This is a genomic window from Paenibacillus sp. PL2-23 (assembly GCF_040834005.1).
Classification (GTDB): Bacteria; Bacillota; Bacilli; order Paenibacillales; family Paenibacillaceae; genus Pristimantibacillus.
This window is the reverse complement of the sequence record NZ_CP162129.1, coordinates 1184317-1200052: the sequence shown is the minus strand read 5'-3', so window position 1 is coordinate 1200052 and position 15736 is coordinate 1184317. Positions and strand designations below refer to the sequence as shown.

The 15736-nt window shown below is 56.0% G+C and carries 12 protein-coding genes; 7 read left to right on the top strand and 5 right to left on the bottom strand.

The genetic code is table 11. From position 1 onward, the window contains the following. Positions 1-7 precede the first annotated feature (7 nt). The gene (locus AB1S56_RS05160; RefSeq protein WP_340873213.1) at positions 8-1186 is read left to right on the top strand and encodes a sensor domain-containing diguanylate cyclase; all 1179 of its coding nucleotides are present in this window, start codon (positions 8-10) and stop codon (positions 1184-1186) included. A 3-nt stretch (positions 1187-1189) separates the two neighbouring features. Beyond that, on the top strand, positions 1190-1483 hold the full coding sequence (locus AB1S56_RS05155; protein WP_340873210.1) for a Dabb family protein: 294 nt from the start codon (positions 1190-1192) through the stop codon (positions 1481-1483). A gap of 84 nt (positions 1484-1567) precedes the next feature. On the opposite strand, the gene AB1S56_RS05150 is transcribed toward AB1S56_RS05155, so the two are convergent. Next, complete coding sequence (locus tag AB1S56_RS05150) at positions 1568-2968, bottom strand: aldehyde dehydrogenase (protein WP_340873208.1); 1401 nt, start codon at positions 2966-2968, stop codon at positions 1568-1570. 16 nt (positions 2969-2984) lie between these two features. Then, positions 2985-4874, bottom strand: a complete 1890-nt coding sequence (locus AB1S56_RS05145; RefSeq protein WP_340873207.1) for an LTA synthase family protein — start codon at positions 4872-4874, stop codon at positions 2985-2987. A gap of 233 nt (positions 4875-5107) precedes the next feature. On the opposite strand from AB1S56_RS05145, the gene spoVB reads away from it, so the two are divergent. Further along, the gene (gene spoVB, locus AB1S56_RS05140) at positions 5108-6664 is read left to right on the top strand and encodes a stage V sporulation protein B (protein WP_340873206.1); all 1557 of its coding nucleotides are present in this window, start codon (positions 5108-5110) and stop codon (positions 6662-6664) included. 8 nt (positions 6665-6672) lie between these two features. Here the strand turns inward: spoVB and AB1S56_RS05135 are convergent, their stop codons facing one another. Continuing rightward, complete coding sequence (locus tag AB1S56_RS05135) at positions 6673-8436, bottom strand: ABC transporter ATP-binding protein (RefSeq protein ID WP_340873205.1); 1764 nt, start codon at positions 8434-8436, stop codon at positions 6673-6675. After that, complete coding sequence (locus tag AB1S56_RS05130) at positions 8433-10190, bottom strand: ABC transporter ATP-binding protein (RefSeq protein ID WP_340873203.1); 1758 nt, start codon at positions 10188-10190, stop codon at positions 8433-8435. Before AB1S56_RS05130 ends, AB1S56_RS05135 begins: the two co-directional genes overlap by 4 nt. A gap of 51 nt (positions 10191-10241) precedes the next feature. On the opposite strand from AB1S56_RS05130, the gene AB1S56_RS05125 reads away from it, so the two are divergent. From AB1S56_RS05125 to AB1S56_RS05115, 3 genes are all read left to right on the top strand, one after another. Next, positions 10242-11054, top strand: coding sequence for a DUF4190 domain-containing protein (locus tag AB1S56_RS05125; protein WP_340873200.1), 813 nt, complete (start codon positions 10242-10244; stop codon positions 11052-11054). 54 nt (positions 11055-11108) lie between these two features. Then, positions 11109-11861: an exodeoxyribonuclease III gene (locus AB1S56_RS05120; protein WP_340873225.1), complete on the top strand. Its 753-nt coding sequence runs from the start codon at positions 11109-11111 to the stop codon at positions 11859-11861. Positions 11862-12106: 245 nt separating this feature from the next. Continuing rightward, entirely contained in the window at positions 12107-12568 is a 462-nt protein-coding gene (locus AB1S56_RS05115; RefSeq protein ID WP_340873198.1) for a hypothetical protein, read from the top strand. Here the strand turns inward: AB1S56_RS05115 and AB1S56_RS05110 are convergent. Continuing rightward, entirely contained in the window at positions 12559-14481 is a 1923-nt protein-coding gene (locus AB1S56_RS05110; protein ID WP_340873197.1) for an FAD-dependent oxidoreductase, read from the bottom strand. The genes AB1S56_RS05115 and AB1S56_RS05110 overlap by 10 nt on opposite strands. A 102-nt stretch (positions 14482-14583) precedes the next feature. Between AB1S56_RS05110 and AB1S56_RS05105 the strand changes: the two genes are divergently transcribed. Next, on the top strand, positions 14584-15720 hold the full coding sequence (locus AB1S56_RS05105) for an acyltransferase (RefSeq protein ID WP_340873195.1): 1137 nt from the start codon (positions 14584-14586) through the stop codon (positions 15718-15720). Positions 15721-15736 lie beyond the last annotated feature (16 nt).

Below are 15736 nucleotides of genomic sequence, written 5' to 3'. Positions count from 1 at the left end.
CTCCTATATGAAGCATGACAACCATTTGCTCGAGCAGTCCTTGCCGCAGCTATTCGGCAGCCATCCGGACGGAATAGGCGTCGTAAATGCTTGCGGTTATTTGTTATATGGAAACGACAAACTCCTGTCCATGTTCGGTCTGGCGCAGGAGGAGCTGGCGCACACGACGCTGGACAAGCTGCTTAACAGCTCACGTCGCCCTGTACGTCTGACCACCATTCCGCTTGGAGCAGGGGAACAGCCCTCGGGAAGTCTCGTTCGGCTGGAGGATCTCACCGAGCAGCGCAATCCCAGCAAAGAGATTTCCAACGTGCTGGAGATGTTCGCGTTTATATCGGAGAAATCCGAGAACATTATTTCGTCTATATCGGCTGAGGGATTATTCACCTATATTTCCCCCTCGGTGAAGCCTCTGCTGGGCTACGAGCAGCATGAAGTCATCGGACAGCCTGCGCTCCTCTTCAATCACCCGGACACGAACAAGAAGCTGCAGGAGCACCGGAGCGCCTTGTTCATTGATCAGAATACGATGCGGTTCACCGGTCAGGTGCGGCACAAAGAAGGCTATTACCGCTGGTATGAGACGGCAATTGAATATATCCGTGACGAAGCTGGACAAATTGTGCAAACGATCGGTGTGGGGCGTGACATCACAGAGCGCATGGAGGCGGAGGAGACCATTCGGCACCAAGCGCTCCACGACAGCTTAACCGATCTCCCCAACCGTAGGCTGTTCAAGCAGCGCACTATCGAGCTGCTGGAGCAGCTTGATTCCGGGCAGCAGCTTGGCTTGATGCTGATGGACCTGGACGGGTTCAAGGGAGTGAACGACACCTATGGGCATGATGTCGGCGATCTGCTTCTGATGGAAACGGCGAGCAGGCTGAAGACGGTCGTGGGGCATCAGGACGTGGTGGCTCGGTGGGGCGGCGACGAATTTACTATTCTGCAAGCGGGCATCCGGAGCAGGTCGGAGGCGAAGGCGTTGATGCGGAAGCTGCAGGAGGCCATCGCCCAGCCTTACTTCATAGGGGGGCATACGCTTCACGTGACGGGAAGTATCGGCATCGCCGTAACGCCTGAGGATGGCAGCACACTGGATCAGCTGGTCAAAATAGCGGATAATGAGATGTACCGGGCCAAAAAACAAGCCAAGGCCAACGATAAGAACAGAGAGAGGGATTAACACATGATTGATCGTATCATTCTCGTTAAATTCGGGGAGCACACAACAGAGGAGCAGCTGCAAGAAATCGTGGATCGGTTCAAGGCGCTGAAGCAGCATTTGTCCGGTGTCATTGAGATTAACGCCGGCATTAATTTCTCGGACAACAACAAGGGCTATCAGCTCGTGCTTCGCGTCCGTTTCGAGGACCAAGCTGCATTGGAGGCTTACGGCCCCAATCCGGAGCATCAAGCCGTCGCCGCGCTTATCCGCGAATACGGCCGGGAAGACAGCATCGCCGCCAATATGTTGGTGTAGCTGCATGCATACGCAAAAGGTACAGGCTCTCCCCTCTCATGGAAGAGCCTGTACCTTTATCTTTTGGCGCGTATATCTCGTCTATCACTTAAGCACCTTGCGTATCCACTTCAGCTTATCGCCATACGGCGGGAACAGAATGCCCGTCTCGAAACGCGTGCTGCGCTTCAATACACTCTTCCGATGGGAGAACAGCTCGAAGCTATGCTTGCCGTGATAGGCTCCCATGCCGGACGCGCCGACACCTCCGAATGGCAGGCTGGGATTAATGATATGCGAGATCGTATCGTTCACGCATCCGCCCCCGAAGGACAGCGAGCCGAGCACACGATCCTGGACGGCGCGGTCCTCCGAGAATACGTATAGCGCCAGCGGCTTGCTTCGATTGCGCACCCAGTCCAGCGCCTCATCCAGATGTGTATAGCTTATGACCGGCAAGATCGGACCGAACAGCTCATCAGCCATCGAAGCCGCGTCCGCCGCTTTCCCCGACGCGTCACCCAGATCCAGCAGCGTTGGCTCCATATACAGATCCCCACGGCTTGTTCGTCCTCCGGATACGATCATATCCCGATCCGCATCCAGAATAGCTGCCAGCCTGTCGTATTGCCTCGCGTTGACCATTCGGCCATAGTCGCCGCTTTCCTGCGGATTGTCGCCGTAGAAGGTCCGGATGGTCTCCCGCAGCTCCTTCAGAAGCGCCTCCTTCACGGACTTCTCGACAAGCACATAATCCGGCGCTATGCAGGTTTGCCCCGCATTCATCAGCTTACCCCACGCAATCCGTTTAGCGGCGAGCGCCACATTGGCCGTACGATCCACGATAACGGGACTTTTGCCCCCAAGCTCCAGCGTCACCGGCACCAGGTTCTGCGCAGCGGCCTCCATCACGAGCTTCCCTACGGCAGTACTCCCTGTAAAAAAGATATAATCGAATGGGGCGTGTATGAGAGCGGAGGTAATCTCCTTCTCCCCTTCCACGACCCGAATATAACCGGGATCGAACGTATCCGCAACAAGCCTTGCCAGCACCGCCGACACGCGGGGCGTGCTCTCCGATGGCTTGACGATCGCGCAATTGCCTGCCGCGATCGCGCCAACCAGCGGCTCCAGCACCAGCTGGACAGGATAGTTGAAGGGACCGATAATCAGCACAGTCCCGTAAGGCTCCATCATCACCCTGCTGCTCGTTCCGAACAGCTGCAGCGGCGTTCTTATTCTGCGCGGCTTCATCCAGCCCCTCAGCTTCTTCGTCATATGCGTGATACTGCTGAGGACGATGCCGATCTCTGAGCCGTAAGCCTCCGCCTCGTTCTTGCGCAAATCCTGATACAGGGCATCCAGCAGCTCTCTCTCATAGCTTACAATCGCTTGCTTTAGCTTGGTCAGCTGCTGGATTCGGAACGCCGCCTCCGCCGTACGCCCATTCCGGAAGAAGGCCCTGTGCTCCTCCAGCATACGATGAACCGATTCATGGGTTGTCATTGTCGTTTCCCTCCGCTTAACGCTTCGGCAATAGCTTCATATAATTATCCGAGAGCTTCATCAGCTCCAGAATATAGTCGTAATCCTCGCGGTACATGCTGAAGTCCTCTACCTGCTCGAACGTGTCCAGATCATACGCCGTGCCGTCCTCGAAGCCCTTGCCCGGCACAAACATCACATCGTTGTTGAAGAACGAGCCCGTCGGCATGTAATAGCGCATGCCAATCACGTTTTTCTTAGTGTTAAGCAGATCTCTGCCGAAGACCGTATAGCCCTCCTGCTCCAGCGAGATGCCCATCAAATTCGCCACAGTCGGCATCATATCGACCTGGCCGCCGACGCCCTTCATCGTTTTCCCTTCCACACCCGGCACGTGCACGAGGAACGGAATGTTGAAGCGGCTGATCGTTTCATGATACGGAACGCCGAGAACCTCCTCGACCCAGGCTGGATCGTTCTCCTTCTGCTGCAAGCCCATATGATCGCCATATACAACGAGGATCGTATTGTCCCACATGCCGTTCGCCTTCAGATTGTCAATGAAATCTCCCAGCGCTTTGTCGGTATAGTTGGTAGCCGCCACATAGTGGCCGAGCTGCGTGCCGCTCAAGCGCTGCGGAACGTTGATGTTCAAGAACTCCTTCTTCACCCAGAAGGGATGATGGCTGGAGGTCGTCACAAACTGCGCGTAGAACGGCTTGCCTTCCTGATGAAGCTCCGTCAGCTTCTCCAGGCCCACACGGTACATCTCCCCGTCCGAGGCACCAAAGCCATTAAATTCGTCATCGACGAACGCAGGCTTGTCGTAATATTTTGTAAAACCAAGGGCAGGATAAAGGATGTTGCGGTCCCAGAACGTCACATCATTCACATGGAAGGTGTTCGACACATAGCCTTGCTCTCCCAGCAGGCGCGGCAGCGATGGAATTTCGCGGTCGCCGTACCCCTTGGACATGGCGATCGTGCCCGTTGGATAGATGCCCGTATTGCTGATGAATTCGGCATCGGAGGTGTTGCCTTGGCCGATCTGCTGGAACACCTTCGGGAAGTAGAAGCTTCCCTGTTCAATAAGATCGTTGAGCACCGGCGTCACCTCCTGGCCGTCCACCTCAAGTCCAAGCATCAGGTTTTGGAACGACTCCAGCTGGATGACAATGACATTCCGGCCTTCCGCCACGCCAAAGAAATTCGGAGTGCCGGCTTCCACAACGCCATCCTCTCCAATAAAGCCTTCCTCCAGCTCCTCAAGCGTTTCCCTGGTGTCATCGGCAGAGCCATGCTTGATGGCGCTGTTCTCTTGTCTCTCGTTAATGGCGATCGCGACCTGATAATTCAGCACACCAAGGCGCTCCGCCTTCACGAGCTCATTCGGTATATCCAGATCCGCACGGATGTACAGGAACGACGCGGCCAGCGACACCGCAAGCGCGATGCCAACATAAAGCGGCTTGGCGGCTGGCTGGCTCTTCGGCTTGTCCGTATTATTACGCGACGCCACCATTGTAGCCAAATACAAGCCGAGCAATACCACGAAATCCGCGAACAGCGCATAGAATTTGACATGAATCGCCGACTCCACGCTTTCCTTCACTTGCCCCACCTGATCCAGGCCATGGAGCGCCGTATAGGATGGAATGCTGCCAAAAAACGAGAAGTATACGCAGCAAGCGAACAGGATAAGCGATACAATCGCATTGCCTGCAGTCATCACGGCTGTCTTCCAGCGCGAGGATGTGATCAGCTCCAGCACGCAGAGCACGACCAGCACAGCTGCGGCGTCGCTCAGCAGCCTGCTGATTTGCACCGTTTCGAATGTAAATTGACGGAATAAGGCCATCTTTACCATGAGGAGAATAAAAGTCGCCCAGAACGGCGATTTGCGATATGCATTCATTATTATATTCATCTTCGGATTCACTCCTTGCTTAAACAAGCTTCACTCTATTAATCATCCCATCCCATAAGAAAAACCGTCGACGAGCGACGGCAGCGCACAGGACAAATGTTAAGTCCATATTAACGTATTCTGTGTAAGAAATAAATAGGGAACAAAAGTCATTCCTGTGAAGTCACCGGCTTGTTCGCATCGTTTGGCGTTTGCTGAATACACTTAAGTATTCAACAAACAGGAGGACACGAATGATGCCACAACAAGGGCAAACGTTCATGAGAGGCACGCTTGTCTTGTCTATTGCTGCCTTCATCAACCGAATTCTAGGATTTATCAGCGGCATGTACATCGCCCGCGCGCTGGGTGCGGAGGGGATCGGCCTCTTGATGATGGCGCATCCCCTCGTCCCGCTCGTTATTACCCTTACAGAGCTTGGCTTGCCTGTCGCCATCTCCAAGCTGGTCGCGGAGGCCCATGCTCGCGGCGAACGCCAGAAGGTGCGGCGAATTCTTCATGTGTCTCTCGCCGTCACCAGCGTGCTGAGCGTGGCGCTTACAACCTTGTCGCTAATCGGCTCAGAGTGGATCGCCTCCATTCTGTTAAGCGATCAGCGCGCTTATTACGCCATGCTGGCGATTACGCCCATCGCCCCCATTATTGCCATATCCGCCGTATTGAAGGGCTATTTCCGCGGGATGCAGCGGATGAAGACGATAGCCGCCTCCGATGTGCTGGAGCATACCGTACAGATCGCCTGTGTGCTCGCGCTAGTCCACCTCCTGCTGCCTTATGGCGTCGCCTACGCGGCTGCCGGAGCCATGGCGGCGTCCGTCGCGAGCGAAGCGATCAGCCTGCTGTTCCTGATGGCGAGCTACAAGCTGAACGGCGAAGCGAAGCTCCCTGGCGAGACATGGGCGAGCCACCTGCGGCAAGGCAGAAGCACGCTCGGGGAGCTGCTGCAGATTGGACTGCCCACGACCGGGCATGGCGTCATCCATTCGCTCTACAACGCCTTCCAGCCGCTTATGATTACAACCAGCCTGGCGCTGGCCGGCATTGGCACAGCAGCGGCAACGCAGCAATTCGGCCTGCTTGCCGGGTATACCTTCCCTCTGCTGTTCATGCCGAGCTTTATTACGCACTCCTTGTCCACCGCGCTTATTCCCGCGATTGGGGAAGCGGCAGCGAACAAGAACAGCCTGCTCATTCATGAGCGAATGAATCAAGCCATTCTCCTGGGGCTGGTGATCGGAGCGCCGGCGACTCTTATCCTGTACGAATGGGCCACTCCGTTAACGACATTAATCTATGCTTCGCCGGAGGCGGGCATCCTGCTCCAAATATTGGCGCCTATCTTCTTCCTTCATTATTTCGACGCGCCGCTGCACGCGATTCTGCTTGGCCTCGGCCGCGCGCGGGCGATGCTGTGGAATTATGTGATCGCCACCGCCTGCAAGTGCGTATTGATCTTCATCTTAGGCAGCCAGCTCGGCATAAGCGGCGTAGCGTACGGCATCGGTATCGGCATCGCGATTCAGACGGCGCTTAATTTCTTCTCCATTGCAGGCTCCATTGGCTTCTACTCCAGCATTCGACCGTTCATCAAGGTAGGCATCTGCACCATGCTGATGGGAATAGGCGGACACTGGATGTATCATTATCTGCTCAACAATCATACTTGGCATCCGAACTGGAGCGTCATCGCCGCCATCGCCAGCTCCCTGGTCCTGTATATCGCTGCGCTCATCATCACCGGGACGTTGACTTGGAGCCAGAGACGGCATAAGCTCTCTATTCCGTGGTAGATGAATCGTTATTCGTCACCCTGCCAGAGCCGGCGGAACGATTCGCTCCTTGCCAGCAGCGATTCCCATGTGCCCTCCGCCTCTACACGCCCATCCTTGAGCAGGAGGATATGATCGGCTTTGGCGAGCGCCGCTTTGCGGTGGGAGACAACGAGGCAGGTCGCGTCGCCCCGCTCCTGGAACAATCGCGTCCAGAGCTTCTGCTCCGTCTCCACGTCAAGCGCGCTCGACAAATCGTCGAACACATACAGCTCCGCGTCGCGCACCAGCATACGCGCCGCCGCCGTACGCTGCGCCTGGCCGCCGGACAGCTTCACCCCGCGAGGGCCGATAACCGTCTCCAGCCCCTGCGGGAGCTGCTTCAGGTCCTCATCCATCACGGCCGTGTGGATCGCCTGGCGCAGCTCCTCCTCCGAGTCCTCGCGCCCAAGCAATATATTCTCGCGCAAGCTGTCGCTGTACAGTCTCGGCACCTGCGCCGTATAGGCGCTTCTTGGCGGCACGAAGAAGGAGCCGGCGTCCATCACCGTCTCGCCATTCCAGCGCACCGTACCGGCGTCCTTCGGCAGCAGGCCGAGCAGCGTTCGCACAAGCGTTGTTTTGCCAGAGCCGATAGGTCCTGTAATAACGGTGAAGGAGCCGCGGCGAAGCGACAAATCAATGTTCGTAACGCCTCTGCCCGTCTCGGGGTAGCGGTAGGTCAAGCCCGATGCTTCAAGCTGCTGAAGACGCTCCTCCGCTGCTAGCGGGGCCCCCTGCTCCGGAGTCACAGCCGCTTTGTTCTTCAGGTAGAGCGGCTTGAACACAGTCAGCACACGCGCGGGAGCGCCCTGCAGCAGCTCCGTTAGACGGGTGAAGGCCACGCCCATCTGCTTATAATAGGTCAGGAACTTGCCGAAGTTGGAGATGAATTGTGTCACAAACGTCAGATAATAAACGAACAACGCGAAATCCCCCACCGCAAATTCGCCGCCCCGCATCTTGGAGCCCGCAAGCAGCAGGATGAGCCCTGTCCCCAAATTCACCGTGTTGGAAAAGATGGAGTCCAGCCCTTCCGTCATCAGCTTATCCTTCAGCATGGTTTTGCGGCGATTGTCGTTAAGCTCCCGGAACCGCCCCACCACTCGCTTCTCCGCGCCCGCAACCTGAATCGCCTGCACGTTGCCGAACATATCGCTGATCGCGCCGGTGACCTGTGCTGTCGCCTCCCTGCTGGCCGTACGATACTTCTGCAGCCTCGTCGTCGCGAGCTGAGCCGCGATGACGACGAGGACCAGCGGCAGGAACACCAGAAGTGTCATCTGCGCGTCGATGCGAATCAGAATGATACAGGACACCACCGCGAAGCAGGTCATGCCGAACACGTCCACTGACCAGCTGACCGCCTCCTCCGATTGGTCGACGTCGTCGCGGAAGTAGCTGATCGCTTCGCCCGGAGAGCACGGAATCGCTTTGGCGCCAGGCTCCTTGAGAACATGCTCCAGCAGATTGCGACGCAGAAGCATGCCCATACGGAACCGAAAGTTAACGTCGGTAATAAAGCCTATCCATATCGTCGCGCTGCGTGCCAGCGCCGCGCCTATGAGCAGCGCCACAAGCATGCCGGTTCCGAGGCCAACGGCCCCGTTCAGCTCAAGCGAATCGAAGAATGCTTTGGTAATCAGGCCAGGGACAATAGGCATCAAATAAATGATCGTCCACACGATGGCGTTGGCGGTATACCAGACCTTGCGGTACCCGATCAACCGCAGCATAAATTGAAAGGTATTCATGCCTTCACCTCCTCCAAGCCGGCCGCCAGCATACGGCTGAACCTTGATTCAGGATCGCTTGCGAGCTTCGTTCGTTCTCCAGCTTCCACAATTCGTCCCTGCTCCAGAATGACGATACGGTCTGCCCCCTGGATCGTCGCCAGACGGTGCGCGATGATGACGCAGGTTCTGCTCTCCAGCAGCCTGTCCACCGCCTGCTCAAGCCGATGCTCGGTCAGCGGGTCCAGCCGGGAGGACGCTTCATCCAGCACAACAAGTCCCGGGTTGTTCAGGAACACCCTGGCGAACGCCAGCAGCTGCGCCTCGCCGGCCGAGAGGCTGCCCCCGCCGGAGTCCAGCCTTGTATCCAGGCCATGCGGCAAGGACTCATACCATTCTCGCAGGCCAAGCTCCCGGAGCACCCCCACAATGGTAGAATCCGAAACGTTACTATTATAGAAGGTCAGGTTGTCGCGCACGGACCCTTGAATAATCTCGATATTCTGTGTCACAAGCGCTACCTTCTCCCTCAGCTCCGCCACTCTGCACTCGCGGATATCGATGCCATTCAGCTTCACACTGCCTTGCTGGGGATCATAGAAGCGAAGCAGCAGACGGCCAATCGTCGTTTTGCCGCTGCCCGTTCTGCCCAGCAGGCCCAGCACCTCGCCAGGCTTCAGCTCGATATCGATGTTGTGAAGCGTCGGCTTGTCGTCATAGCGGAACGTAATCGAATCGAGGTGCAGCGCGAGCGGTCCTGCCGGCAAGGCCGCGCCCCTGCCGTCTTGAATGCTCGGCTGAAGCTCGAACAGCTCTCGGATCCTCTGCATGCTGGCGTCCGCCTTCTGTAAATCCTCGATCTGGGTTCTGATCTTCTCAATCGGCTTGGCCAGCAGCTCGGTGTAGAAGAAGATCAGATACACCGTGCCGATCGTAATGCTGCCGTTCTTCCATAATACCGCGCTGATGGCGAAGGCCATCGCGTTGCCAATCGCGAATACGATAATCGTCGTAATCCACATGGAGGCGAAGCCGAGGAACGCTTTCTGCCGAAGCGGCAGCATCCGCCTCAGAAGCGTGTAGAATCGGCTCATGACGAAGCCGGAGGCGCCATTCGCCCGGGTATCCTCCGTCCCCTCGAGATGCTCCCCGATGAAGCCGTAGAATTCGGCGTTTACGCCGCGCCAGCCCTGCCAGACGGGTGCGGCGTACCGGCGAATCCTCTGTATGATGTACATGGCAAATACGACGAACAGCAGCATCCCCGCGCCTATCCATATATTTTCCCGGAATAGAAGGACAACAATGCCAATCATCAGAATCAGATTGCCTGCCAGATGAATGATAAAGCTGGAGAAAAAGTTGGCGAGCGCGTTCACATCCCCGTCCACTCTCTCGATGAGAGAGCCCGACGTATTGGACTTGTGGAACGTCATGTCCAGCTTCAGGCAATGCTCCGCAAGATCTCCGCGCAGCTTGTTCGTTGTGCGCCAGGCCAGATTCTCGCTGACGTATGTCGCAACGACATTAATGATCTGCCCCGCCATAGAGAAGCCGATAAATACGAGTGCGGCATAGAGCAGCAGCACAAGCGGCTCGTCAGACTGCGCTGTGTCGATAAAATAACGAATGATCTGCGGATTGATAAGCTGCAGAGCGATCGATACGAACAATAGAATTGTTAATACCATTAAGGATGACTTCTGAGGCAGCAGGTAGCTGCGTAACATACTGTAACGATGATTGGCTGACTTGGAGCCGGCTTGCTGGTTCATAGGTTTCCTTTCCCCGTCTGGCGGTACAATCTTCGGTTGTAAGCTATAGACATGTCTGTTATGATTTTTACAGATTGGACGCTGCACGAGCAGCGTTCACCCAAGACGGAGCAACGACCAAGGGAGGTAAGTACACTGAGTTCATTCGATGATAACAACAATAGCAATAGCAATAACAATGACTCCAATCACGACTCCAGGCAGCCAGACGAGGGCGCCGCATCCTCTCAGGCGGAGCCGGTACAACGTCATGATCATGATGTAAGGCCAAGCTTCCAGCACCAACAGCAGCAACCGCCGTATGTCCAGCAGCCAGCGCCTGGCCAGCCGTACCCGCAGTACGGCTACGACAGCTCGGAGCGCCATGAGCCCCACGGCCAGCATGCGCCGATTCAGCAGCCTGCAGGCGGTCCTGCCAATCCGGGCGGCGGAGCCTATTACACGGGCCAAGGACAGGGCTCCTATTCACAGGGGCAGGCACCCTACCCGCCGGGACAAGGGCCATATGGCCAGCAGAACGGTGTTTATCCCGGAGGCGGCTATCCGCCTTATCCGCCGTACCCGCCCTATCCGCCAGCGGCCAAGACGAATACCAAATCCATCGTGGCGCTTGTGCTGGGCATATTGTCGCTGGTCGTCCCATACATCGGTTTCCTGATCGGCATTGCCGGCATCATTGTGAGCGCGCTCTCGTTCAAGGACATGAAAAAAAGCGGCGAGCAAGGACGCGGCCTGGCGATTGGAGGATTAATTACCAGCATTGCCGGTACACTGCTCTGGGGCTTGATCGTTCTTATCTTTGCCGTGTTTCTCATAATTGGCTTCAGCGAGGGCGGAGGCTTCAACAACAGCTATTATTATTAATTCCACTTATTATTAATATAGCGAGTTTATCCATCAGGAGTTATACCCATCATGATTAAGCTAATATCCTGGAACGTCAACGGCCTGCGCGCGTGTGTGAACAAAGGCTTCCTGGACTACTTCCATGCCAGCGATGCAGATTTCTTCTGTCTGCAGGAGACGAAGCTTGTGGCCGGCCAGATCGAACTGAATCTTGGCGAGGATTACCGCCAGTATTGGAATTACGCCGAGAAGAAGGGCTACTCCGGCACTGCTATTTTCTCCAAAATAGAGCCTTTATCCGTCCGATATGGACTCGAAGCCGACGATGAGCCCGAGGGCCGCGTCATTACGCTGGAGTTCGACGATTATTATCTCGTCAATGTGTATACGCCCAATGCGAGGCGCGATCTATCGCGACTGGACTACCGGCTGGAATGGGAGAATCGCTTCCTGGACTATCTGATAAGTCTCGACGCGAAGAAGCCCGTAATCGTATGCGGAGATCTGAACGTCGCCCATGCGGAGATCGACCTCAGGAATGCGAAGTCCAATCATGGCAATTCCGGCTTCACCGCTGAGGAACGCGCCTGTATGACGAGGCTTCTGGCATCCGGCTTTGTTGACTCCTTCCGGCATCTCTATCCGGACCGGACGGATGCTTATACGTGGTGGTCGTTCATGCCGAAGGTTCGAGAGCGGAACATCGGCTGGCGCATCGACTATTTCCTTGTATCCGCCCGTCTCGCGGACCGGATCGCCCAAGCAGGCATCGAGCCCGGCGTCATGGGCAGCGATCATTGCCCCATTACTCTTACGCTCTCATAAGCACCGCCCTTGCACATGGCGCGCAGCAAGCCGAAGCTTTCGGCCGCTGCGTCCCGCCCCGTGGCAGGGGCTTTTTTTGAGCCCTGTAATCCGAACGGATGTATCCATTTGTAATGGTACCTCCTAACAGGTGGAAGGACAAGGTAAAGATCAATTATAGCTTAGGTTTCACTTGGCGGCATCCCCCGCCATGAATTATAGTTCGGTGTAGCGATACAAAAAATGCCACGAAAGAGTTGATTGACATGTTACAAGAGTATGAGAGGGATGGCTCGCTGGCGGTGAAGCGGCAAGCGCGCATCCTGAAGCAGTATGCAGAGGATTTTTTGAAGGAAGCGCTGGTCGGCGTTTACGAAGTTGAGGACGCATTGGACGTGGAACAGGGCAGTCTGGCGATGAGGATGGTCGTGAACAGGGCGTTGACCGTACAGGAGAGGTTTCAGCTGATGGTGGCTTGCCTGGGCTTTCACCGGAAGCCTCTCCCTATAGACATTAGCATTGTGCTACAGGCCGACCCCGCTGAGTCGCGGCACTCGTCGCAATTCCACTTCAGCGACTGCTGGCGCAAACAATTCGCGGATATGGCTTATTGGGACGACACCAGCTTCTGGGAGCATGAACAGCCTTCGCTTACGCTCGCCCTCCCCGTCCGAAGCCCCCGCGAGACAGGACTGTCTGCACAGTCAGCGCGCAGCCATTATTCATAGACGATGCCAGCATGCTGCTTCACCACATCGCGCACCAGAGAGAACACCTCGCCAACCGTAAGCTGGCCAGGGTCCTTCACCATATCCAGTGTTTCGTTTGTCAGCCAGCCCTTCGTTCGAAGCAGCTCCAGCGAGCCTTCACGCGTACCCTCCAGCCCTGCCGTCAGGCAGATCGTATAAGCGAGCTGCTCCAGCGTAAGAGGCTGCCCGCCAGCATTCTCCATACCCTCAATCGAAAGGTACGCATTCCCGCCAAAATGCTCCGCATGCACCGTCTTCACCGTCGCCATTATATTGGCGAATTGCCCTGCGGTCGCTGTGTTGTCGAGGCCGAACGCCTCGTTGAATTCGCCGCCGAACGCCAGCGCCATGCTGACCGCCGCGATCAACCCCCGGTAATGCGGATGCTTCGCATATTCCGGAAGCGGGAATTTGGCCCGCTCCAGCTCCATCCCCTGCTTCGTCAGCCGTTCACGGAGCTCCGTTATGGCTTCCCGGGAGGCGGACAGCTCGCGGAACGTTACGCTCTTCTCCAGCGCGAGCTTCGCTGCGGCCCCTGCCGCTTCCCCTGTTGCCATGCCAAGCGGTATGACGCGGGCACTGCCGTGCGGTATGGAGTCGAAGCTGGCCGCTCTTCCCACAACAAGCAAATTGTCGACCGCAAGCGGCACCAGCGAACGGAACGGCACACCGTATTGCTCCGGCGCCATGACGATGGCGCCTCGATCCGTATGATTCATGCGCTGAATATCCACCTCATAAGAGCCATACGCGATGGCATCCCAGAAGTCACGATTATCCAGCACATCAGCAGCCGTGAGCCGGTATTCCCCTTGAATATGGCGAGTTTCCCGGACGTACAGCTCCTCCGCCACCCCCGCGTATTCCACATTCGCCAGCTCCTTATAAGTTCTGCGCAAGTAGTCGACGATGAGCGGCGCTTCCTTGGCTCCAATCTCCATCGCATCCTGGACCGATGCCGGATCAAGCGGATCGATACCGAAAATATGCATCGCGTTAATGAGCACTGTATCGTCGTTCTGTCTCCCGACGTTCAGAGCGCGTATGCCAACCCTCTCCGGATTGGAGGACACATACTCTCTCGCCTTCATGAATCCCCAGGCGCTCATTCTATCGATGCCCGTGCCATCGTCCAGATGGGCGAAGGAATCCCACACCTCTTGCGTTACACCGCTCATCTTGAAGACAAGCGTTACGGCCATCTGATCCTCCGGCTTCCCAAGATCCTCTCGCCCCACAGTGTAAGGAACTCCCGCCAAAGCCGCAATATCAGCATCCTGTGTAGCGTCGATGACAGCCTTCGCGAGGACCTCATAGGATCTGCCCGATTGATCCACAATTCGCAGTCCTTCTACTCTGCCTGTTGGATCGCCTGCCGACACAATAGGCTCCATAGCTTGCGTCAGCAGCAGCACATCAATATTGGACTCCGCCCGCACCATCCGATAGAACTCATTCGCGGCCGTGTTGACATCAAACGATGTTCCTTCCAGCTTGTCATACCATTCCTGATAAATGCCTTTGTTGAGCTGATTCGTCTCGCCAAGCTTGGGCTGGTGCGGAGACTCGTTCATATCCAGCGAATTCAGCCATCCCAGCGTCATTAGCCCGCCCAATATTTGGCGGTCTCGACCGTCCGCCAGCAATACGGTTAATCCATTCCTTGCGGCCGACAGTGCCGCAGCAATACCCTCGGGATCCGTCCCTGCAACAATAACATCGTATGCTGCCTTAGGCTCCGCTATCGACTCCACCTGAAGCAGCCCCTGATGCTTATGAGGATTAGCTGTACTGTTACGCTCGACGTAGACATAGCCCAATATGCCGCCTGTAACGAGCGCGAGCAGCAGCAGCGTAATCGTCCATGCTATCCATCTCTCTCTTGCTACCATGCCAATGAAGCCCCCTTGACTTAACGATATTGATCACACAATATATAGGAATAGGATGCATCTGGAAAACTAGGAATCTATTAAGAGTGGACGGAGGCCTGTATGGAGCATAGGATAAACACCACACCACACACTAGTCGCATTACGGAGCTCGATCTTGTTCGCGCCTTTGCCATGATCGGAGTGCTGGCGGTGCATGCCACCTCGTTCGCCACAATCGATATGCTGAAGGACCCCGCCAGCTATCCCGTCTATAACTTTCTGAACATATTCATGAAATTCGGTACGCCCGTGTTTATATGCCTTAGTAGTCTTATCTTGTTTATGAGCCAATACACCAAGCCTCTGACCACTGATTCCTTGCTTTCCTTCTACAAGAAAAGGGCACTTCATATTATTATACCATATCTCGTATTCTCTACCATCTATTACATCTCCGTCGCCGTCACAAGAACCGAGGCCGAGCAGCCCGCCCGCTGGATAACGGATTTTACGCTGAAGCTGGCGACAGGCACGGCTTATCCTCATCTTTATTTTGTATTTGTCAGCGTGCAATTTTATTTGCTGTACCCGCTCGTTCTGTTCCTGTTCAAAAAGCTTCCCCAGCTCATCCCGTTCAGTATCCCCTTCGGATTTGCTGTGCAATGGGGCTTCTACAAGCTGGTTCAGGAGCTGGACATCCCTCATGCTTCGAGCTGGGCCTTCTCTTACTTCAGCTTCTATATGCTCGGTGTGTATGCGGGAATTCGATTTCCGGTGTGGATGGCGCGGCTCCGCAGGCCAGGCGGGCTGGCTCTCCGGGTTGCGGCAAGCGCTTTATGGACTTGCTGGCTGGCAGCAGGGATCGGGCACAGCCTGATCTGGTATGAGCTTCGAACCGGCATCGAGACTCGTCCGGATTATGTGTACGCCTTATTTTGGAATGGATATACGATCCTATCAGCTTTGGTCTTCCTCCAGGCGGCTTTCTTCCTCAATCGCAGCTTCAGGGAGGGCTGGCTGCTTCGCAAGCTGGAGGCATTCGGCAGGATGTCGCTTGGCATCTATCTGGTTCATCCCTTGCTTCTCGCGGCGTACCGGGAGCTGAAGCCTGTTGGCGCATCCATGTCCACTCTTCATCTCTGGTATGCGGGCGGCTTCATCCTGGCGCTGATCGGCTCCGCTTTAATCGTCCGGTTTGCCCACAGCCGCGTGCCATTCTCATGGCTGCTGTTCGGTAAAAACGAAAGCCTTGCATAAGAGTGGACATTCCTGT

Excerpts from the sequence above, each read along its gene's own strand:
- AB1S56_RS05135 (WP_340873205.1), bottom strand. The coding sequence starts at position 8,436 with ATGAATACCTTTCAATTTATGCTGCGGTTGATCGGGTACCGCAAGGTC.
- spoVB (WP_340873206.1), top strand. The coding sequence starts at position 5,108 with ATGATGCCACAACAAGGGCAAACGTTCATGAGAGGCACGCTTGTCTTG.
- AB1S56_RS05110 (WP_340873197.1), bottom strand. The coding sequence starts at position 14,481 with ATGGTAGCAAGAGAGAGATGGATAGCATGGACGATTACGCTGCTGCTG.
- AB1S56_RS05155 (WP_340873210.1), top strand. The coding sequence starts at position 1,190 with ATGATTGATCGTATCATTCTCGTTAAATTCGGGGAGCACACAACAGAG.
- AB1S56_RS05145 (WP_340873207.1), bottom strand. The coding sequence starts at position 4,874 with ATGAATATAATAATGAATGCATATCGCAAATCGCCGTTCTGGGCGACT.
- AB1S56_RS05105 (WP_340873195.1), top strand. The coding sequence starts at position 14,584 with ATGGAGCATAGGATAAACACCACACCACACACTAGTCGCATTACGGAG.
- AB1S56_RS05125 (WP_340873200.1), top strand. The coding sequence starts at position 10,242 with ATGTCTGTTATGATTTTTACAGATTGGACGCTGCACGAGCAGCGTTCA.
- AB1S56_RS05115 (WP_340873198.1), top strand. The coding sequence starts at position 12,107 with ATGTTACAAGAGTATGAGAGGGATGGCTCGCTGGCGGTGAAGCGGCAA.
- AB1S56_RS05150 (WP_340873208.1), bottom strand. The coding sequence starts at position 2,968 with ATGACAACCCATGAATCGGTTCATCGTATGCTGGAGGAGCACAGGGCC.
- AB1S56_RS05160 (WP_340873213.1), top strand. The coding sequence starts at position 8 with ATGAAGCATGACAACCATTTGCTCGAGCAGTCCTTGCCGCAGCTATTC.
- AB1S56_RS05130 (WP_340873203.1), bottom strand. The coding sequence starts at position 10,190 with ATGAACCAGCAAGCCGGCTCCAAGTCAGCCAATCATCGTTACAGTATG.